The following is a 20,327-nucleotide window of genomic DNA, read 5'->3' as shown; positions in this document are numbered from 1 at the left end:
TCCCGCCCCCCCGAACCCCAGGGCCCAAGGATGGGCCCCGCGGACGCGGAAATCACACGATGTGATTTCAGTCCGGTAAACATGCCACCGGCATGTTTACCTTTTGGTTCGTTTTCTTTGCGCCAAAGAAAATGAACAGCCGAAACTTAACAAGTAAGAAAAAAGGCTACAAAGAGCGCAAACTGCACTCTTCATAGCCCCAAGGTATTTTCCCTTAGAACAACACCTTAGCAAGGTGCGTATACTCAGGATCCAGCTTCTTCTTATTGGTAACCGCATCATGCAGATTGATGGTCACCACATGGCCCTTGCTGAAGCCGAAGACGATATCGGACAGGCCGGAAATCAGGGCCAGGGCTGCCTGCTCGCCCAGCTGGCTGGCGCGCACGCGGTCGATGACCGTGGGAGAACCCCCACGCTGGATGTGACCCAGCACGGAAACGCGGGTATCGATGCCTGTCTTCTCGGCAATGAAGGAGCCAACCTCCTGGGCATTGCCGGCACCCTCTGCCAGCACTACCAGGATGTAGCGCTTGCCTGCATCATAGGCGGCTTTCATGTCAGAGCAGATAGCATCCAGGTCGTACTTCTCCTCAGGGATGAGAATGTACTCAGCGCCACCGGAGATGCCGGCCACGGTAGCCAGCCAGCCGGAGTTGCGGCCCATAACCTCAAGGACGATGACGCGGCGGTGCGCGCTGGCGGTGTCGCGGAGCTTGTTGATGGCATCGATGATGGTGTTGGCAGCGGTGTCGCAGCCGATGGTATAGTCAGAGCCCCAGACATCGTTGTCGATGGTGCCAGGCAGGCCTACGATGGGCAGGCCCGTTTCCTCGGACAGCAGGGAAGCGCCGCGGAGCGACCCGTCACCGCCGATGACGCAGAGACCCTGGATGCCGCGGTCTACCAGATGCTGATAGCCCATCATGCGGCCCTCGGGAGTCTTCCAACGCTTGCAGCGGGCAGTGCCCAGGAAGGTGCCGCCGCGCTGGATGATGTCGCCCACGTTCTTGGACTCCATCTTGAACATATCCTCTTCCAGCAGGCCATGGTAACCGTTGTTGATACCCCAGACCTCGACACCCTCGTAGAGAGCGGTACGGACTACGGCGCGGGCGGCCGCGTTCATTCCCGGGCTGTCTCCGCCGCTGGTCATTACTGCAATACTCTTCAGCATTGAAAAAATCCCCCTCAAATCCTATAGAAAAATTAAAGAAATTTTGCTTAGCAAATGTGCGTATATGACAGGTTTGAACCCATCAGCTTTATAATATCATAAACAAAGAGGATTTACTAGGAAATAATTGGAAGGAGGAGGGAGGGTGGCCTCCCCCTTGACAGTTGGACGCTCATCATGATAAATTTTAACTATCAGCTGTGTGACTGACGGTAGGGGAATACCCCAGGGGAGCACAGCCTAAGAAGCCGACCGTCTGGGCATAGCCTGGAGTAGTGTCGGCTTTTTTGTTATCTTGCCTCCACCGCTTGCGGGGGAGGGGGACCGGCGAAGCCGGTGGAAGGGGGGCTTCGAAGCCGATATGCGACCTCTGGCCCCCCTTCCGTCAGCCTTCGGCTGCCACCTTCCCCGCAAGCGGGGCAGGCAAGGCCTTGAATTTATGAACGTTACTAAATGAGCGAGAAGGAGAGTATTATGGCACAGGAAATGGAACTCAAGTATGGCTGCAACCCTAATCAGAAACCTGCCAAGGTCTTTATGGAGAATGGGGAACTGCCCTTCAAGGTGCTCAATGGCCGTCCTGGTTACATCAACCTTTTGGACGCTCTGAACAGCTGGCAGCTGGTGCGGGAACTCAAGGAGGCTTCGGGCCTGCCTGCGGCAGCTTCCTTCAAGCATGTCAGCCCTGCCGGGGCGGCTGTGGCTGTGCCCCTTTCCCCTGAGCTGGAGAAGGCTTATTTCGTGGAAGGGGTGGAGCTGAGCCCTGTGGCTACGGCCTATATCCGTGCCCGTGGCGCTGACCGCATGTCCTCTTACGGTGACTTTGTGGCCCTTTCCGATGAGTGCGATGCCCAGACGGCTTCCTTCCTGAAGAGGGAGGTTTCCGACGGTATCATTGCGCCTTCCTACTCCGAGGAAGCGCTGGAAATCCTCAAGTCCAAGCGCAAGGGCACTTACCTGGTGCTGCAGATGGATGCAGCCTATCAGCCTGAGCCTGTGGAGCGCAAGCAGGTCTTTGGGGTGACCTTCGAGCAGGGAAGGAATGAGGTAAAGCTCACTTCCGAATGCCTGGCTGAGCGTCCCACTAAGAACAAGGAGATTCCCGCTGGGGCAGAGCGTGACCTTCTCATTGCTCTCATTACCCTCAAATACACCCAGTCCAACTCCGTCTGCTACGCCAAGGACGGCCAGGCCATCGGCATCGGCGCCGGCCAGCAGTCCCGTGTCCACTGCACCCGTCTGGCTGGCAACAAGGCTGATGTGTGGTATCTGCGCCAGGCACCTCAGGTGCAGAATCTTCCCTTCCGTGAGGATGTGCGCCGCCCGGACAGGGACAACGCCATTGATGTCTACGTGGGCGAGGAATGGCAGGACCTGCTGGAAACTGATGCCTGGAAGAATATCTTCACCGAAAAGCCTCCTGTTTTCACACGTGAGGAAAAAGCTGCCTGGCTGAAGACTCTCAAGGGTGTATCCCTGGGCTCCGATGCTTTCTTCCCCTTCGGTGACAACGTGGAGCGTGCCCACAAGAGCGGCGTGGATTACATTGCCCAGGCCGGCGGCTCCATTCGTGATGACAATGTCATCGAAACCTGCGACAAATACGGCATTGCCATGGCTATGACCCATATCCGCTTATTCCACCATTAAGATTCCTAAATGGAAGCAGGAAAACACGAATCCTTGACGAAATATACATCGTAGTACAACATAAACTGCAACAGTTTTATCAATATATCCAGTCGGCAATGGCCTGTCGGCGCAGGAGGTGCTTTAGATGTATTTTTACTGCGAGAAATGCAAAAAGAAATATCCTATCAACAGCCATTCTTACCAGTGCGAGTGTGGCGGCATGTTCAAGCTGCACAGGGACCCGGGGGAGGACTATGCGGATAAGATTTCTCTGGGCGAAGTAGTGACGCCCCTGGTTCATTTCCAGTCAGGAAAGCTTGATTTCCTGCTGAAGTTGGAGGGCACTCAGCCTACCGGTTCCTTCAAAGACCGCGGGGCAAGGCGTCTCATCAACGAAATCAACAATGTGGGCATTGAAAAGATTGCCCTGGACTCCGCTGGCAATGCCGGGGCTGCCATTGCTGCCTACGCGGCAGCAGCTGGCATGGACTGCGAGGTCTATGTGCCGGATGATACTTCCCAGGAAATCCTCCATCAGATTGAGTCCTATGGCGCTTCCATCAAGAAGGTGAAGGATGGCCGCATGCGGGCCTGCTCCGTGGTGAAGGAGAACCTGGGGGATGCCTACTATGCTTCCCATGTGTACAACCCCCTCTTCGTGGAGGGCGTGAAGTCCATGGCCAAGGAAATCTACAAGCAGCTGGGCGAGCATGTGCCTGACTATATTTTCGTGCCCGTGGGCAACGGCTCACTCTTGATGGGCCTTTACTATGGCTTCCTCGAATTGGGCCGCCTGCCCCAGATCGTGGGCGTCCAGAGCGAGAAGTGCGCGCCCATCTACGAGGCTTTCCACGGCCTGGAGCCACAGCCCAAGGCTGCTTCCATCGCCCGCGCCATCCGCATCGAGCGTCCCAAGCGGGGGCTTTCCATCCTCAAGGCGCTGAAGAACTGCCATGGCGATATGATGGCAGTGAAGGACGAGGAAATCCTGGAGGCCCAGAAGCGCCTGGGCAAGGCTGGCATCTATGTGGAGCTGTCTGCGGCTTCGGCCCTGGCTGCTGCCGAGCGTTTCTTCCAGGCTGGCAAGCCGGATAACTACCGCGTGGTGATACCCCTTACCGCCACGGGGTTGAAGAGGTAAGTCATGCTTTACGGTATCATCGACATAGGTTCCAATACCATCCGCATGGCCATCTACTTAATAGAAGGGGACCGCATCGAGTTCCTCATGAAGCAGAAGCACACGGTGGGTCTGGCGGCCTATGTCCATGACGGGGTCATGGCGCCGGAAGGCATAGGGCGTGCTATTGAGGTGCTGCAGGAATTCAAGGCTTTTCTGTACAGCTTCAATATCACCCAGGTCTACGCCTTCACCACGGCGGCCCTCAGGAATGCCAAGAACAGCGAAGCTGCGGTGGGGACTATCGAGCGGGCCGTGGGTCTGCCTATCCGGGTCATCAGCGGTGATGAGGAGGCTACCTATGATTTCGTGGGAGCTCTCCATGGCATTCCTGCCGAAGACGGTCTGCTGATTGACATCGGCGGCGGCAGCACGGAGATTGTGTCCTACAAGGCCAAGGAAATCCGCAAGAAAGTCAGTCTGCCCATTGGCTCCCTGCTGTTTCACTCCAAGTATGTGCAGGGCATCCTGCCCAATATCACCGAGTGCCTGGAAATGTATAGGGAGGCTGAAGCTACCATCGGGGCGGTGACGGCCTTTGCAGATGTCAGGGAAGCGGCCCTCATCGGCATCGGCGGTTCCTTCAAGGGCGGTTGCGCCCTCTACAACGAGCTCTTCAACCAGCCCAGGGTGAACAAGCGCATGGAAGCCCGGAGGCTTTCCACGCTGATAGGCACCTTCCTGCGGGACCACGGCATCACCCAGGAAATGGCCATCATGCTCATGAAGGCTGTGCCGGAAAGGCTGAAGACCGTCATTCCAGGGCTGATTATAGCAGACGTTCTTGCCCGCAGGTTCCAGTGCAGGGAAATCACCTACAGCGACTCCGGGGTTAGGGAAGGGTTCATCTATAGCGAGATAGTGCATAAGAATAAAAGATTTGAATAAGAAAATGCCTGTCACCCAATTGGGCGGCAGGCATTTTTCACGATTTATCTGCCCCCATGGCAAAATGCTTCAATTGATGGTATAATTAAATGCTAAGTTTTTTTAGCATGACTATGTTAGTTGATTCTTCATATATTTGATTTTGAGGTGAGAAAGTGGATTTTGGTCAAGGCAAGATTGTGCCGGTAGATCTGGGGCACCAGATGAAGACGGCCTATATCGACTACGCCATGAGCGTTATCGTGGCCCGTGCCCTGCCTGATGTCAGGGACGGCCTGAAGCCTGTGCACCGCCGTATCCTGTACGCCATGCAGGAGGCAGGCATGGGGTCAACCAAGCCCTACAAGAAATCGGCTCGTATCGTCGGTGAAGTCCTGGGTAAATATCACCCCCATGGCGACTCTTCCGTTTATGATGCCATCGTGCGCATGGCGCAGGATTTCTCCATGCGCTACATGCTGGCTGACGGCCACGGCAACTTTGGTTCCGTGGACGGTGACCCCGCTGCTGCTATGCGTTACACTGAGGTGCGCATGGCCAAGATTGCCGAGGTCATGCTTCAGGATATCGATAAGGATACCGTGGAGTTCGTGCCCAACTATGATGAATCCCTGAAGGAGCCTTCCGTGCTGCCGGCCAAGTTCCCGCAGCTCCTGGTGAACGGCACCTCCGGCATCGCCGTGGGAATGGCCACCAATATCCCGCCCCACAACTTGGGGGAGGTCATTGACGGCACCCTGATGCTCATTGACAACCCTGACGCCGAGATTGAAGAACTCATGAGCGTCATCAAGGGACCGGACTTCCCCACGGGGGGCCTGGTGCTGGGCCATGAGGGCATCCGCTCTGCTTACATGACCGGTCGTGGCATCATCAAGATGCGGGCCAAGGCTCATATCGAGACCCAGTCCAACGGCAAGCCCCGCATCATTGTGACGGAGCTGCCCTATCAGGTGAACAAGGCACGCCTCATCGAAAAGATTGCCGAGCTGGTGCGTGACAAGAGCGTGGAAGGCATCACGGCCCTCAACGATGAGTCTGACCGCAGCGGCATGCGCATTGTCATCGACCTGCGCAAGGATGCCAATGCCAATGTGGTGCTGAATCAGCTTTACAAGCACACCCAGCTCCAGGACAGCTTCGGCGTAATCATGCTGGCTTTGGTGGACGGCAAGCCTCAGGTGCTGAACCTGAAGGAAGTGCTCCACTACTATATCAAGCATCAGGAAGATGTTATCACCAGACGTACTCGCTACGAATTGGCCAAAGCCGAGGCTCGCGCTCACATTTTGGAAGGCTTGACCATCGCTCTGGACAATCTCGATGCAGTCATTACCACCATTCGCGAGAGCCGCACGGCAGAGATTGCCAAGGAAGCTCTCATGTCCGGCTTCAAGCTTTCCGACAAGCAGGCTCAGGCCATTCTTGACCTGCGTCTCCAGCGCCTCACCGGTCTGGAGCGGGAGAAGATTGAGGAGGAGTACAAGGACACCTTGAAGGCCATTGAGGAGTTCAAGGCTATCCTGGCTGACGAAAAGAAGGTCCTCGCCATCATCAAGGACGAGCTTCGCGCAGTGAAAGAGAAGTACGGCGACGAGCGCCGCACCAAGCTCACAGTGGACACCTCCGAGATTGATGTGGAAGACCTGATTGCCGAGGAAGATGTGGTCATCACCCTTTCCCACAATGACTACATTAAGCGCATGCCCCTGGCCACTTACAAGAACCAGAAGCGCGGCGGTGTGGGCATCAAGGGCATGGCCACCAAGGAAGCGGATTTTGTGGAGGATATCCTCATCACCACCACCCACCACACCATCCTCTTCTTCACCAGCCGTGGCCGGGTGTTCCAGCTGAAGGCTTATGAGATTCCCGAGTCCAGCCGTCAGGCCAAGGGCACGGCTCTCATCAACCTGCTGCAGTTGGAGAGTGAGGAGAAAATCCAGGCCATCATCCAGGTGAAGGGTGTAGGCGATGACCAGTTCCTCTTCATGGCTACCCGCAAGGGCATCGTGAAGAAGACTGCTGTGTCCGAGTTTGCCAATATTCGCAAGGTGGGCCTCATTGCCCTGAAGCTGGATGACGATGATGTGCTCATCGGCGTGAAAGCTACGGATGGGGAAAGCAACCTAATGCTGGGCACCAAGCAGGGCCTGGCTATCTCCTTCTCCGAGGATGATGTGCGTGCTATGGGCCGCGCAGCCCGGGGCGTGAAGGGCATCAGCCTGCGTGAGGGTGATGAGGTGGTAGGCATGGATCTTCTGCGCCGCAATGCAGAAGTCCTCACCGTCACCCAGGAAGGCTTCGGCAAGCGCACCAGCGTGGACGAGTACCGTACCCAGACCCGCGGCGGCAAGGGCCTCATCAACCTCAAGGTCACGGACAAGACCGGCCCGGTGGTGGGCATCAAGGTGGTCCATGACCAGCAGGAGCTCATGCTCATTACGGCAGGCGGCATTGTCATCCGCATGAACGTTTCTGATATCTCCGTGTACGGCAGAAGTTCCCAGGGCGTGAAGCTCATGTCCACGGGCGAAGAGGACCAGGTGGTTTCTCTGGCTACGGTGGAGCAGAAAAACGAATAAATGGTAAAGTTAAGGGTCTGTTGCATAAGTGATGAAGCACTCATGCAACAGACCCCTTTTGCTATGCAGTGAAGCTTGCTCTATGCGGCTTCATGGTCTATACTCGTTTAACGATAATCAGGAGATTGCAAGGGACTGATGGTGGTGTTCCGGGATGGGATAGTGGTTGGCACCGCAAGCAAGTATAGAGAAATTTTAGAATAGCAGGAATTGCCGAAGAAGTGTAGAATTTAATAAACCAATATAGTGTTGGTAGCTGTTGCGACCGCACATTGACTTATGTTTGGTGCTTCTTTGATGTTTTTCGTATTTGAAATGAGAAAGAGGCTTGACAACCATGCCGTATAGAGCTATTCTTTGCACAGCACAGCACAGCACAGCACAGCACAGCACAGCACAGCACAGCACAGCACAGCACAGCACAGCACAGGTTAACTGCGCTCTTTTTTCCTGCAATAAAACCGCATATAACATTCGCGATGGATAACCGTCGGGCTTGACAGGGACTGCTATGCCCTCTGTCAGGTTCGGCGGTTTTGTTATTGTCTATGGGGAGGCGATTACGACAGGCTGGGGGGGACGCAAAAAGTCGAAAGACTGCGGCATAGAAAACGATATGCTAAAGGATATTTTGAAACTGAGGAAGGAGGGAAAGAGATGAAGAAATTTTTAACATTAACAATGATTTTTAGTGTTATGGTCTTTAGTCTGGCGGTATGCACTAAAGCATCCGCAGCTGCTTCAGCTGCTCCCGATTATTCCCAAAAGGCCAGCTGGTGCAGGTTGCCCAATATCATTACCAAGGATATTGACACGTTCTACATTTACTCGACATCGTATGTCGAAACCAGCTTCAAGGAGGGCGCTCCCGATTATGCGTCCCTTGATACTCCGGAGATGGTGGAACGGGCACAGAGTGAATACGTGGCTCATGCCACCGTATATGAGGACTCCACCAACGTGTTTGCCCCGTACTATCGCCAAGCCGGCATGCGGTATGCCGGGGAAGTCGCTGCTAAGAGCGGAAACGGCGAGGCAGCACTTTTAGGCATGCCCTATGAGGATATTACCGCCGCTCTCGACTATTACTTTGAGAACTACAACGAGGGACGTCCCTTCATCATCGCCGGACACAGCCAAGGATCGACCATGACTTTGCTGGTACTGAAGAAATACTTCAAGGAGCATCCCGATTACTATAAGCGTATGGTGGCAGCCTACGCCATCGGCTACGCCGTTACGAAAGATTACCTTGCGGCTAACCCTCATCTGAAGTTTGCCACTGGCGAGAGTGATACAGGCGTTATTGTCAGTTGGAATACCGAAGGCAAGCAGAATGTGGAGGAAAACGCCAAAAACGTCGTGGTGTTGCCGGGCGCAATCAGCATCAACCCGCTGAACTGGAAGCTCGACGAAACATACGCTCCAGCAAGTGAGAACCTGGGTTCTCTTATAGAGAATGAGAAAACCGGCATGGGAAAGATCGGCGACATTGGAGCTGACGCACAGATCAATCTCGCCCGTGGCGTGATTGTGACCAACGCCAAAGCCGCCCCCGTCCCCGCCCCTCTGACCGCGTTCTTCGGACCGGCCAGCTTCCATGACAATGACTACACTTTCTATTATAACAACATCAAGGACAACGTGGCCAAACGCATTGCCGCCTATAAGGCAGGCCACTGATGACGGCAAGGCGATACATACTGCTGTGGTGAAAAATAAGGAGGTATGGTGAATGAACAGATATTTTTTCAGGAAAGCACTTTTGGCGTTTCTGGCAGGCGTGCTGATTACACTCATTGCATCAGGTGCAAATGCAGTTTCTGCCGCATCGAAGTTTTCCCAGGAAGAGCTGGCATACATGCCTGCGGTACAGCTCATAGAACTGTTCCAAAAAGGTGAAACAACGCCTAGCGAAGTCCTGGAAGCACAGATCAGCCGTGTAAAGAAGTACAATGGCGAATACAACGTATCACGCCGGGATTTGGTAAATGAGCTTGACACGTTCAATGCCGGCAAGGTCAATGCCATCACCTTCGACAACTTTGACGAGGCCAGAAAACTGGCAAAGGAGGCCGACGAACGCTACCGGAACGGCTCTGCACGCAGGCTTGAAGGGATTACCGTCGGCATCAAGGACGAGAATGAAGTCAAGGGATGGCGCGTTGATGCCGCATCCATTATCCTGAAGGATCGCGAGCCCAGCGACGCTGACGGAGCCATGATTCAGAAACTCCGCAAAGAGGGTGCGATATTTGTCTTCCAGACGACGGTACCCGAGCAGTACCTCAGCCCCATGACCTGGTCGCGCCTCTACGGCGTCAGCCGCAATCCGTGGAATCTCTACTACGGTACCGGCGGATCTTCTGGTGGTTCGGGCGCAGCACTGGCTGCTGGCTTCTGCACCCTGGCCACCGGCTCCGACATGGGCGGCTCCATCCGCATTCCCTCTTCCATGAACGGGGTGTACGGCTTCAAGCCGCCCTTTGGCCGCGTCTCTACGTCGGAAAACGTTTATGAAACCTTAGGACCCATGGCTCGCACTTTTGCCGACATGACGCTCATGCAGGATGTCATTGCCGGTCCCAGCCCGAAGATTCATTCCTCGATTCGCCCCAAGCTGGACTATCCCCAGAAATACGCTCCGATTCAGGGGCAGAAGGTTGCCGTCGCTTACTGCAAGAACTGGCTCCCCGGCGGCCTGAGCCAGGAATCCAACCATGCCATGGATGCTACGGTCACGGCGCTGAAGAAGGCCGGCGCCCAGGTTGAACTGGTAGAACTCGACATCAATGCCGAAGGTTTCATGCCCACCTACTTCAAGGGGCTCATGTCCACAAGCATGTACGCCATCTTTGACGGTTTGGATCAGCATCGCGACAAGTTCAGCTCCTACGTGAAGAATCTGGAGGCGTATGCAGGCAAGCTGACTCCCCAGGATCAGGTTAACGCAGAAATGATGCTTGTGAAGCTGCACCAGGACGTTCAGCAGAAGGTCTTCGAGAAGGGCTGCATCGCTCTGGTCATGCCCACCCTGGCAACGCCTCATTTTCCCGCTGACCTTGAAGCGACACCTGATAAAGTTGCCCAGGTGAACGGGAAAACCTATTCCAGCACCAACCTTATGCTGACACCGATTTGGAATCTTGCCAGCAGATACCCGGTTGTGGATATGCCAGTGGAACTGTCCGACAAAAACGTTCCCGTGGGCGTGCAGATTGTTGGAAACACCTATGATGATCTGAATGCCTTCCGTGTGGCATACGCCCTGTCAAAAACTATTGCTCCTCTCTATAAGGATGGACGTTTCCCGGACTTCAGGAATGAAAAATAGTATTGCTCTCTTGTCAGGTTTGTTGATTATGGCCTTTGCCACAGTATGTTATGCCGAGTCCTGCCAAATGGCTTACTAGGTAAAATTGTCACAAAATAACAGGCATAAGAAAAGCTCCCGTTGCCGGGAGCTTTTCTTATGCCGCGAACTGGTAGTATAGGGAGACGAGGAAGAGCGCTACGGCAATGCCGATGGTGACGAGGCCGACGCGGGCCACGTAGACCATTTTCTCTTCGCTGATTTTGGCATGGCGCTGGACGTAGTTGCAGCTCATGCTGATGCCCAGCAGGATGTACATGGCGCGGCTGATATTGTTCATGTAGTCCCAGCCGAAGGCGGTCATGACGATGATGAAGGCGATGACAGCCAGCAGCAGGTAATCCTTGCCTACGGGCTTCTCCTTGGGAGCGGTCTTCTTTTCTTTGGGATGGAGCTTCTGCTGAAGTTTCTTGTATTGTTTGGACATAGTTTACCCCTTCCTGTGGTTAGTCTGTCAATTACATAATATATATCATATCATACTTTGTTGGCAAGGCTTGCATTTTCCTCTCAATGTGAGAAAATAGTATAGATTGTTTCCTCTATTGTGAAGGAGGCGTAGTATGATTAAGTTAGTAGTGACTGATCTGGACGGGACTCTGCTGCCTACGGGCACAGAGATATCCCCTGAAAATATCGAGGCGGCAAAAAAAGCCGTGGAAGCTGGCGTGACGGTTACTATCGCAACGGGGCGCATGTATCGTGCGGCTCTGCCGGTGGCTAAGAACCTTGGGGTAGATGCTCCCATCATCACCTATAATGGTGCTCTTATCCGCACTGTATCCGGCAAGACCCTGTACTCCAGCTACCTGGCCCCGGAGCTTATCCGGGAGGTGCTGGAATTTGTGGAAGCGCAGGGCTGGTATATCCAGACTTACTCTGAGGACAAGCTTTACTATCCTGAGAAGTGCGTTTACTCCGACCGCTATGAGGCGGCCCAGCTGGTGCAGGGTGAGGCCGTGGGCTGGCAGGGGCTGAAGGAGCGCACTGAGGAAGTGACGAAGCTCCTCTGCGTTACTGACAGCGGAGACGAAACGGAGGCGCGCATTGCCATCCTCAGGGAGCGTTTCGGTGACAGGCTGGCCATCGTGCGTTCCAATGCCAATTATGCTGAAATCGTCAACAAGGGCGTGTCCAAGGGTGAGGGGCTGAAGAAACTGGCAGAGCTTCTGGGGGTGACTATCCCTGAGACCATGGCCCTGGGGGATGCGGAGAATGACCTTTCCATCTTGAAGGAAGCAGGCCTTTCCGTGGCTATGGGCAATGCGGTGCCGGCGGTGAAGGAACTCTGCGATGTGGAAACCGGCACCTGTGAGGAAAACGGCTGGGCGCAGGCTGTTGATGAATACGTTTTGAAGGGGCGGTGAGACTCATGGCTGACGAGGAAAAGATGCTGGAGGAAAAACTGGAAACAGAGCCGGGCAAGGACACGAAAGCGGCAGATTTCCGCTTCGTGATTGTCACGGGCATGAGCGGCGGCGGCAAGACCCAGGCCTGCCGCTATCTGGAGGATCTGGGCTACTTTGTCATCGACAACCTTCCTCCTGTCTTCATCCCTAAATTCGTGGAGCTGGCCAAGCAGTCCGGGGGACATGTGGGCAAGGTGGTGCTGGTGGTGGATACCCGCAGCCGGGAGTTCTTTGACCAGTTTGTCCATATCCTGGACGATATGGACAAGGACGACCTGCCCTACGAGGTGCTTTTCATGGATGCGTCGGATGCCTGCATCATCCGCAGGTACAAGGAGACCCGCCGCCGTCACCCCATGGCCCCTTCCTCCCGCATCAGCGAGGGCATTGCCAAGGAAAGGGAAAGGCTGGCGCCCATCAGGGCCAAGGCCACCTTTGTCATAGATACCAGCGAGCTGAAGAAGGTGGAGCTGCGCGATAAGGTGCACCGCCTTTTCGGGGCCGGGGAAAGCGGGGAAATGAATATCAACGTGCTTTCCTTCGGCTTCAAATTCGGCATGCCCCTGGATGCGGATATGGTACTGGATGTGCGCTTCCTGCCCAATCCCTTCTACCTTGACTCCATGCGCCACAAGAGTGGCGCTGTGCCTGAGGTGGCTGATTATATTGCGGGCTTCCCTGTGACACAGGAGTTCATGGCCAAGCTTGACGATATGGTGGAATTCCTGGTGCCCCAGTACCAGAAAGAGGGCAAGGGCCAGCTGGTCATAGCTATCGGCTGCACCGGCGGCATGCACAGGAGCGTCTTCATCGCCAAACATATCTATGATTTGCTGACGGAGAAGGGATTGCCTGCCCGTCTGGAGCACAGGGACCTGATGAAAAACGATGTGCGTGAGCACGTGCGTGAGGAGTGCTGACCATGCATTTACTGAAATGGCTGTACCCCGGCATGCGCTTCAAGCGCTGGCTGGCCTTGTTCGCCGGCGGGGTCATGCTTGTCAGCCTGGGACTGGCCCTGGTGTTCAACTACAAGTATCTGGATGCCGTGGAAGAAGCCATCTTCCGGGCTGTGTACTTCTGGCGGGGCAGCTATAATTATGCTTTTACCACTTTGATTGGCCTGGCGGTGGTGACCATAGGCTTTGTGCTGATGCTCTTTGCCACCCGGCACCTCATCCGCTCGGTCATCATGGTGCTGCTGCCGGACAGCAGTGAGCGTCTGGTGGATATCATCTATGAGAAACGCCGTCTGGGCAAAGGGCCCAATGTGGCGGTGGTGGGGGGCGGTCATGGCCTGTCTGTGCTCCTGCGGGGCATGAAGGGGCTTACCAGCAATGTCACCGCCGTGGTGACGGTGGCTGATGATGGCGGCTCCTCCGGACGCCTCAGAGAAGATCTGGGCATTGTGCCCCCGGGGGATTTGCGCAACTGCCTGGTGGCTCTGGCGGATACGGAGCCGTTGATGGAAAAACTCTTCCAGTATCGCTTCAAGGGCAAGAGCGAGCTGGCAGGCCATTCCTTCGGCAACCTTTTTATCGCTGCCATGAATGAAGTGACGGGAGATATCGAGCAGGCCCTCAAGGAATCCTCCAAGGTCCTGGCGGTGAAGGGCAATGTCCTGCCTGCTTCCACTGCCCATGTAAGGCTGGATGCCGTCATGGAAGATGGCACAGTAGTGGAAGGGGAGTCCAATATCCCCGAGGCGCACAAGCGCATCAAGCGGGTGCGGCTCTTCCCGGAACACGTGGCCCCGGTGGAATCCTCCCTGGAGGCACTGAAGAAAGCCGATGCCATCATCCTGGGCCCCGGTTCCCTCTACACCAGCATCATGCCCAACCTGCTGGTGGATGAGGTGGCGGAGACCATCAGGAAAAGCAAGGCCATCAAGATTTACATCTGCAATGTCATGACCCAGCCCGGTGAGACTGATGGCTACACAGCCTCCATGCACGCCAAGGCCATCATTGACCATGCAGGCCCGGGCATCATTGACTACATGATAGTCAACGACACGGAGATTTCCGAAGAGATGCTGGGTGAGTACGCCCAGCAGGGTGCTTTCCCCGTGGAAGTAGACGGGGAAGCTATCAACGCCCTGGGAATAGGCTATGACAGAGCAGACATCATCAATGAGGCTGATGTGATAAGGCACAATCCCGAAAAACTCAGCCACGCGGTGATGAAACTGATATACGAAATGACGGGAAGGTAAGATGCCATCATTTGCAACTGAAGTAAAAAATGAGCTGGCCCGTCTCAACTACGATACTTCCTGCTGCCGCACGGCAGAGCTGGCGGCCCTCCTGCGCATGGGCTCCAATCTGACCTTTGGTCTGCGCCGCACCTTCGGGCTGAATTTCACCACGGAGAATGCGGCGGTGGCCCGCAAAGTGCTGCAGCTTCTGAAGGCCGAGGGGGGCGGCATCAAGACGGAAATCACCGTCAGCCGCTCCAAAAGGCTCAAGAAGAACAACAGCTACACAGTGCTGGTGCCTCCTGCGCCGGAGGTGGCGGGACTGCTGGAACATCTGGGCTTTCTCCACGAGGAGAGCCTGAACATGGACACGGATATCGCCATCCTGAAGAAGAACTGCTGCCGCATAGCTTACCTCAGAGGAGCTTTTTTGGGAGGCGGCAGTGTCAACCGGCCCGAGTCAGCCTATCATCTGGAACTGGTGACAGGCAGCTTTGCTCTGGCACAGCTGCTTTTCCAGCTATTGAAAAAGATGGATTTTCCCGTGGGTCTTACAGACAGGAAGGACAGCTACATCATCTACCTCAAGGAAGGCGATGCGGTGATAGACTTCCTGGGCCTGCTGGAGGCAGAGGACGCGGTGGAGGCCTTCGAGGTGGCCCGCAATGTCAAGGAAGTCCGGGAGCAGGTGAACCGTCTGGTGAACTGCGAGACGGCGAATCTGCAAAAGGCAGTGGATGCTGCCGGCCGTCAGCTGGCAGAAATTGAAGGGCTGAAGCAGGGAGGTATGTGGGAGAAGCTGCCGAAGAAGCTCAAAGAGGCGGCAGAGGCAAGGCTTGCCAATCCTGAGGCGAGCCTTGCCGAACTGGCAGAAATCATGGGCATCACCAAGTCAGGAGCCAGCCATCGCATGAGAAAACTAAGGGAATTGGCCAGTGCCATAGAAAATAACGAGGATGATTGAGGTTTGAAGATAGCAAGATATGAGAAAAAGCCCAGCCTGGGCGCAAGAGTTCTCAAGGCTTTTAAGAGGGCGTTCCTTGTCCTTTGCCTGGGGGCGGGACTTTTGGCAGGCTGGCTTTATCTGCAGCCGGCCCCGGAGGGATTTCCCATCCTGGAATATCACATGATAAAGGACAAGGCTGCAGCTGATGAATACGAGTATGCTGTGCCGGTGGAGGATTTCAAAGCGCAGCTGGATTATCTGAAGGCAGAAGGCTATGAGACCATCACCCTGCAGGAGTACATGAGGGCCAGGAAGGGGAAGGTTGTCCTGCCCAAGAAGCCCATTGTGCTGACCTTTGATGATGGCTATGAGGATAACTACACCACCTTGCTGCCTATGCTGGAGGAGCGGGGCATGAAGGGGACTGTCTATATGGTCACCAATGATATAGGCCGCCCGGGGTATCTCACCTGGGACCAGCTGCGTGACATGCAGAACCGCTGCATAGAGCTGGGCAGCCATACAGCCAACCATCAGCCTATGACGGAGCTTTCTGCCCAGATGAGGCAGGACGAACTGCGCCTGTCCAAGCTTTTGATGGAGTGGAACGGCCTCAAGACCATCTATGCCTTTTCCTATCCCAATGGGGCTTACGATGATGAGCTGCCGGGCCTCTTGAAGGAGAATGAGTATCTGACAGCTGTCACTGGAGATGCAGGCCTCAACGATATGAAGACCAATCCCTATTTGCTGCACAGGATCAATATTCCTCATCCCAGGCTGGGGTTGTGGGAGTTCAAGGCAAGGCTGCTCAAGGGGGAGATTTTAGCCCGGCTGGGATGGAACAAGCATATAGAGTAAGAGACTGAGAGTTAGAAAGAAAGGGCAAGATTCAGAAATGACCTTGAAGGGTAAGATTCTGGCAGGGCTGCTTTGCTGTGCGCTGGCAGGCCTGCCTATGGGGGCAGAGGCGCGCCATCACAAGGCGGAGAAGAATACTACGGTAGTGCGTACCGAGCGCACTCTTCCTGCCAAAGACTGGCGCCAGGAGGTAATCATGGAAAAGATGCGGGCAGGGACTCCTGCGGGGGCAGAGAAGTCACGAGAGGAAGCTCCCAGGGCGGTGAAACGCTCCAATACCATGCACCGGTGGGAGGTAACTTCCAAAGACAGCGGGGGCACCCTGCTGTTTTCCGACAGCCCGGAGTATGTGGACAGGCCGGGCATCCTTTACCAGGATACAGTACAGGGGAGAGTCCGGGTGCTTTACTATCATCTGAACAATACCCAGGTGCCTCAGAAGGTGGCTGTGGTGCTGGAGAATGCCAACCACAAGGAGAAGGCCAATACTGTGCGGGTGACCCGCGGGGGCACTGCATGGCCCAGCCAGGACTACCTCTGGGTGGGCAAGACTACCCAGACCCAGTATTTTGGGGAAGCCAGGGATGACCTGATCCTGGTGATGAAGGATAAGAAGCGTCTTTTGCAGTCCAGCATGGATGAGATTGTCCTGCAGCCCGGACAACTGGTGTACGGGGTGTATGACTTCACGGCCGATCATCCCGTGAAGACCTCTGTCATCATGTATCCTGCCAATGTGAATCCCCTTACCTTCATAGACCGCGCCAAAGTCCTGCCCAGGGACTCTGTGGCCCTGCGTGGCACCTTCCAGGGCATGGACAGGGAGATTACCTCTGCCAGGGAGTATGACCCGGAGAGGGATGGCAATGTGTATGTCATGCTGGCCGACAACAAGCTGGATACGTACAAAGTGGGCGTGGATGCCACTGACGGTGCCAAGACGGTGAATTACGGCAATTATGGCGTGCTCTATAAGATAGCTATACCTGTGAAAGGGGAGTCCTCCAGGGTGCAGTATTACCTGTCGCCCTTAGGGGGCACTTATGCCGGTGCCGTGACTGTGCGCCGCGACCACAGCCCCCGTACGAAGCTTATAGAGACGCCTAAGGGGCGCACATACTTTGGTGACCAGACCCAGCCTGAGCCCGAGCAGGTTTCCAAGGCCCGGGAGGAAGGTCTGGCTATCTTTGGCAGCAATATGGAACTGGCAGATCTGGGCAGATACGACAATAGCGTGCCCACCTACTTCGAGTTCTCTCCCCCTGGAGCGTCCAATCTCCCCGCCTGCCTTATCCTGGTACCCGGTGAGAAATAGCAGAATCAGCAGAGCTTTTTCTTGTGAGGAAAGGCTCTTTTTCTATCTCTGCAAAAAAACAAAACTTTTTTCAAAAAAGGTGTTGACATATCCTCCAACTGCGTGTATCATAATACAAGTCGCTGACAGAGAGCGCAAGCGTAGAAATGAGCTTCTTAAGTTTTGAAAGCCTTGACTGGCGGATAACAAAAACTTGAAAAAGAAATTCAAAAAAGTGCTTGACAGCCTGAAAGAGACAAGATATAATAAACAAGTCGCTTCGGTGAGGCGGCCTTGAGAAAACAAGTTGTTCCTTGAAAACTAAACAATGCAAAATGAATCATGCAACATGATTCAAGCCAGATGTTAGTTAAACCTTTTGGTTTGAAATAAAACATCGATTGGTATGAACAACATAGCAATCGGCAATTTCTTTAACAAATGAGAGCTTGATTAAGTTCTTCAATATTTATTGGAGAGTTTGATCCTGGCTCAGGACGAACGCTGGCGGCGTGCTTAACACATGCAAGTCGAACGGGACTGATTGAAAGCTTGCTTTTGAAAAGTCTAGTGGCAAACGGGTGAGTAACGCGTAGGCAACCTGCCTCTAAGATGGGGACAACAGTCCGAAAGGACTGCTAATACCGAATGTTGTGAGTTTTTCGCATGAAAGACTCATTAAAGATGGCCTCTACTTGTAAGCTATCACTTAGAGATGGGCCTGCGTCTGATTAGCTAGTTGGCGGGGTAACGGCCCACCAAGGCGACGATCAGTAGCCGGTCTGAGAGGATGAACGGCCACATTGGGACTGAGACACGGCCCAGACTCCTACGGGAGGCAGCAGTGGGGAATCTTCCGCAATGGGCGAAAGCCTGACGGAGCAACGCCGCGTGAGTGAAGAAGGTCTTCGGATCGTAAAGCTCTGTCGAAGGGGACGAACGTGGGTTCTATCAACAACGGAACCTAATGACGGTACCTTTCAAGAAAGCCACGGCTAACTACGTGCCAGCAGCCGCGGTAATACGTAGGTGGCGAGCGTTGTCCGGAATCATTGGGCGTAAAGGGAGCGCAGGCGGGAAATCAAGTCCATCTTAAAAGTTCGGGGCTCAACCCCGTGATGGGATGGAAACTGGTTTTCTTGAGTGCAGGAGAGGAAAGCGGAATTCCTAGTGTAGCGGTGAAATGCGTAGATATTAGGAGGAACACCAGTGGCGAAGGCGGCTTTCTGGACTGTAACTGACGCTGAGGCTCGAAAGCGTGGGGAGCGAACAGGATTAGATACCCTGGTAGTCCACGCCGTAAACGATGAGTGCTAGGTGTAGGAGGTATCGACCCCTCCTGTGCCGGAGTTAACGCAATAAGCACTCCGCCTGGGGAGTACGGTCGCAAGACTGAAACTCAAAGGAATTGACGGGGGCCCGCACAAGCGGTGGAGTATGTGGTTTAATTCGACGCAACGCGAAGAACCTTACCAGGGCTTGACATTGAGTGAAAGGGCTAGAGATAGCTCCCTCTCTTCGGAGACACGAAAACAGGTGGTGCATGGCTGTCGTCAGCTCGTGTCGTGAGATGTTGGGTTAAGTCCCGCAACGAGCGCAACCCCTATCATTTGTTGCCAGCACGTCAAGGTGGGAACTCAAATGAGACTGCCGCGGACAACGCGGAGGAAGGCGGGGATGACGTCAAGTCATCATGCCCCTTATGTCCTGGGCTACACACGTACTACAATGGGATGGACAGAGAGCAGCGAACCCGCGAGGGCAAGCGAACCCCATAAACCATCTCCCAGTTCGGATTGCAGGCTGCAACCCGCCTGCATGAAGTCGGAATCGCTAGTAATCGCTGGTCAGCATACAGCGGTGAATACGTTCCCGGGCCTTGTACACACCGCCCGTCACACCACGGAAGTCATTCACACCCGAAGCCGGTGGGTTAACCGCAAGGAAACAGCCGTCTAAGGTGGGGGCGATGACTGGGGTGAAGTCGTAACAAGGTAGCCGTATCGGAAGGTGCGGCTGGATCACCTCCTTTCTAAGGATTACAATTCCTAGGTCGTGGCATTTGGCTTTTGCATTGTCTAGTTTTGAAGGTACAACCTTCAAACTTAATAACCATAATGGGGGCGTAGCTCAGCTGGGAGAGCACCTGCCTTGCAAGCAGGGGGTCAGGAGTTCGATTCTCCTCGTCTCCACCATTATGGGCCTATAGCTCAGCTGGTTAGAGCGCACGCCTGATAAGCGTGAGGTCAGTAGTTCAAGTCTACTTAGGCCCACCATTAAAATTGATCTTTGAAAACTACACAGAAGAATGAAATGTATCAATTTCAACCAAGGTAACAATTGGTTTGAACGAACATTTTAGGATTCAAAAGCATAGACATCTGAAACAGATGAACTTAGTTGCTTTTAACTTTTAAGTTAAGCTACCAAGGGCATATGGTGGATGCCTAGGCGTTCCGAGTCGATGAAGGACGCGATAAGCTGCGATAAGCTGAGGCGAGCTGCAAGTAAGCTTTGACCCTCAGATTTCCGAATGGGGCAACCCAGTGCGAGTTATGTTGCACTATCCGAAAGGAAGACACACCTGGTGAACTGAAACATCTAAGTAGCCAGAGGAAAAGTAATCAAAAGAGATTCCCCCAGTAGCGGCGAGCGAAAAGGGAAGAGCCCAAACCGGGAGACTTCGGTCACCCGGGGTTGAGGACCGGCATCAAGGGAAGAATTTCTAGCTGAAGCTTCTGGGAAGGAGCGGCACAGAAGGTGAAACCCCCGTAAGTGAAAGAGA

The 20,327-nt window shown here is 54.4% G+C and carries 14 protein-coding genes, 2 tRNA genes, 2 rRNA genes and 1 riboswitch (1 of these 19 only partly in view); of the genes, 16 read left to right on the top strand and 2 right to left on the bottom strand.

Annotation, left to right across the window (positions count from 1 at the left end; all coding sequences use genetic code 11):
• Nucleotides 1-214: 214 nt before the first annotated feature.
• A complete protein-coding gene (gene pfkA / locus P159_RS0104240; RefSeq protein WP_029541724.1) occupies nt 215-1,177 on the bottom strand; it encodes a 6-phosphofructokinase in 963 nt (320 codons plus the stop codon).
• 192 nt (nt 1,178-1,369) lie between these two features.
• Nucleotides 1,370-1,446, top strand: a riboswitch (ZMP/ZTP riboswitch).
• Nucleotides 1,447-1,651: 205 nt separating this feature from the next.
• Here pfkA and P159_RS0104235 point away from each other — a divergent pair.
• The 6 genes from P159_RS0104235 (at nt 1,652) to P159_RS0104205 (ending at nt 10,796) form a co-directional block, all read left to right on the top strand.
• Entirely contained in the window at nt 1,652-2,827 is a 1,176-nt protein-coding gene (locus P159_RS0104235) for a phosphoribosylaminoimidazolecarboxamide formyltransferase (RefSeq protein WP_029541722.1), read from the top strand.
• 127 nt (nt 2,828-2,954) lie between these two features.
• Nucleotides 2,955-3,950, top strand: a complete 996-nt coding sequence (locus P159_RS0104230) for a pyridoxal-phosphate dependent enzyme (protein ID WP_029541721.1) — start codon at nt 2,955-2,957, stop codon at nt 3,948-3,950.
• Between the two features lie 3 nt (nt 3,951-3,953).
• Nucleotides 3,954-4,877 (top strand): exopolyphosphatase, encoded by a 924-nt coding sequence (locus P159_RS0104225; protein ID WP_029541719.1) that lies wholly within the window; start codon nt 3,954-3,956, stop codon nt 4,875-4,877.
• Nucleotides 4,878-5,032: 155 nt separating this feature from the next.
• On the top strand, nt 5,033-7,462 hold the full coding sequence (gyrA, locus tag P159_RS0104220) for a DNA gyrase subunit A (protein WP_029541718.1): 2,430 nt from the start codon (nt 5,033-5,035) through the stop codon (nt 7,460-7,462).
• Nucleotides 7,463-8,245: 783 nt separating this feature from the next.
• Nucleotides 8,246-9,145, top strand: a complete 900-nt coding sequence (locus P159_RS0104210; RefSeq protein ID WP_185753598.1) for a DUF3089 domain-containing protein — start codon at nt 8,246-8,248, stop codon at nt 9,143-9,145.
• A 52-nt stretch (nt 9,146-9,197) separates the two neighbouring features.
• Nucleotides 9,198-10,796 carry an amidase gene (locus P159_RS0104205; RefSeq protein ID WP_029541713.1) on the top strand — a complete coding sequence of 533 codons (1,599 nt, stop codon included), beginning with the start codon at nt 9,198-9,200 and terminating at the stop codon, nt 10,794-10,796.
• Nucleotides 10,797-10,932: 136 nt separating this feature from the next.
• On the opposite strand, the gene P159_RS0104200 is transcribed toward P159_RS0104205, so the two are convergent.
• Nucleotides 10,933-11,262, bottom strand: coding sequence for a hypothetical protein (locus P159_RS0104200; protein WP_029541711.1), 330 nt, complete (start codon nt 11,260-11,262; stop codon nt 10,933-10,935).
• A 136-nt stretch (nt 11,263-11,398) separates the two neighbouring features.
• Between P159_RS0104200 and P159_RS0104195 the strand changes: the two genes are divergently transcribed.
• The 10 genes from P159_RS0104195 to P159_RS0104150 form a co-directional block, all read left to right on the top strand.
• Entirely contained in the window at nt 11,399-12,202 is an 804-nt protein-coding gene (locus P159_RS0104195; protein WP_029541708.1) for a Cof-type HAD-IIB family hydrolase, read from the top strand.
• Nucleotides 12,203-12,225: 23 nt separating this feature from the next.
• Complete coding sequence (rapZ, locus tag P159_RS0104190) at nt 12,226-13,164, top strand: RNase adapter RapZ (protein ID WP_051650132.1); 939 nt, start codon at nt 12,226-12,228, stop codon at nt 13,162-13,164.
• A gap of 2 nt (nt 13,165-13,166) precedes the next feature.
• Complete coding sequence (locus P159_RS0104185) at nt 13,167-14,459, top strand: YvcK family protein (protein ID WP_029541703.1); 1,293 nt, start codon at nt 13,167-13,169, stop codon at nt 14,457-14,459.
• A gap of 1 nt (nt 14,460) precedes the next feature.
• Nucleotides 14,461-15,405 carry a DNA-binding protein WhiA gene (gene whiA / locus P159_RS0104180; protein WP_029541702.1) on the top strand — a complete coding sequence of 315 codons (945 nt, stop codon included), beginning with the start codon at nt 14,461-14,463 and terminating at the stop codon, nt 15,403-15,405.
• A gap of 87 nt (nt 15,406-15,492) precedes the next feature.
• Nucleotides 15,493-16,248, top strand: a complete 756-nt coding sequence (locus P159_RS0104175; RefSeq protein ID WP_051650131.1) for a polysaccharide deacetylase family protein — start codon at nt 15,493-15,495, stop codon at nt 16,246-16,248.
• A 37-nt stretch (nt 16,249-16,285) separates the two neighbouring features.
• A complete protein-coding gene (locus P159_RS0104170) occupies nt 16,286-17,563 on the top strand; it encodes a hypothetical protein (RefSeq protein ID WP_029541698.1) in 1,278 nt (425 codons plus the stop codon).
• Nucleotides 17,564-18,011: 448 nt separating this feature from the next.
• Nucleotides 18,012-19,574, top strand: a 16S ribosomal RNA gene (locus P159_RS18360).
• 87 nt (nt 19,575-19,661) lie between these two features.
• Nucleotides 19,662-19,737, top strand: a tRNA-Ala gene (locus P159_RS0104160).
• A gap of 4 nt (nt 19,738-19,741) precedes the next feature.
• A tRNA-Ile gene (locus P159_RS0104155) sits at nt 19,742-19,818 on the top strand.
• 140 nt (nt 19,819-19,958) lie between these two features.
• Nucleotides 19,959-20,327, top strand: a 23S ribosomal RNA gene (locus P159_RS0104150) (it continues 2,544 nt past the right edge of the window).
• The 16S and 23S rRNA genes sit together here with 2 tRNA genes alongside, the layout of an rRNA operon.

The sequence above is a fragment of the Selenomonas sp. AB3002 genome (genome assembly GCF_000702545.1).
Classification (GTDB): Bacteria; Bacillota; Negativicutes; order Selenomonadales; family Selenomonadaceae; genus Selenomonas_B; species Selenomonas_B ruminantium_A.
This window is presented reverse-complemented; position numbering and strand designations above follow the sequence as displayed.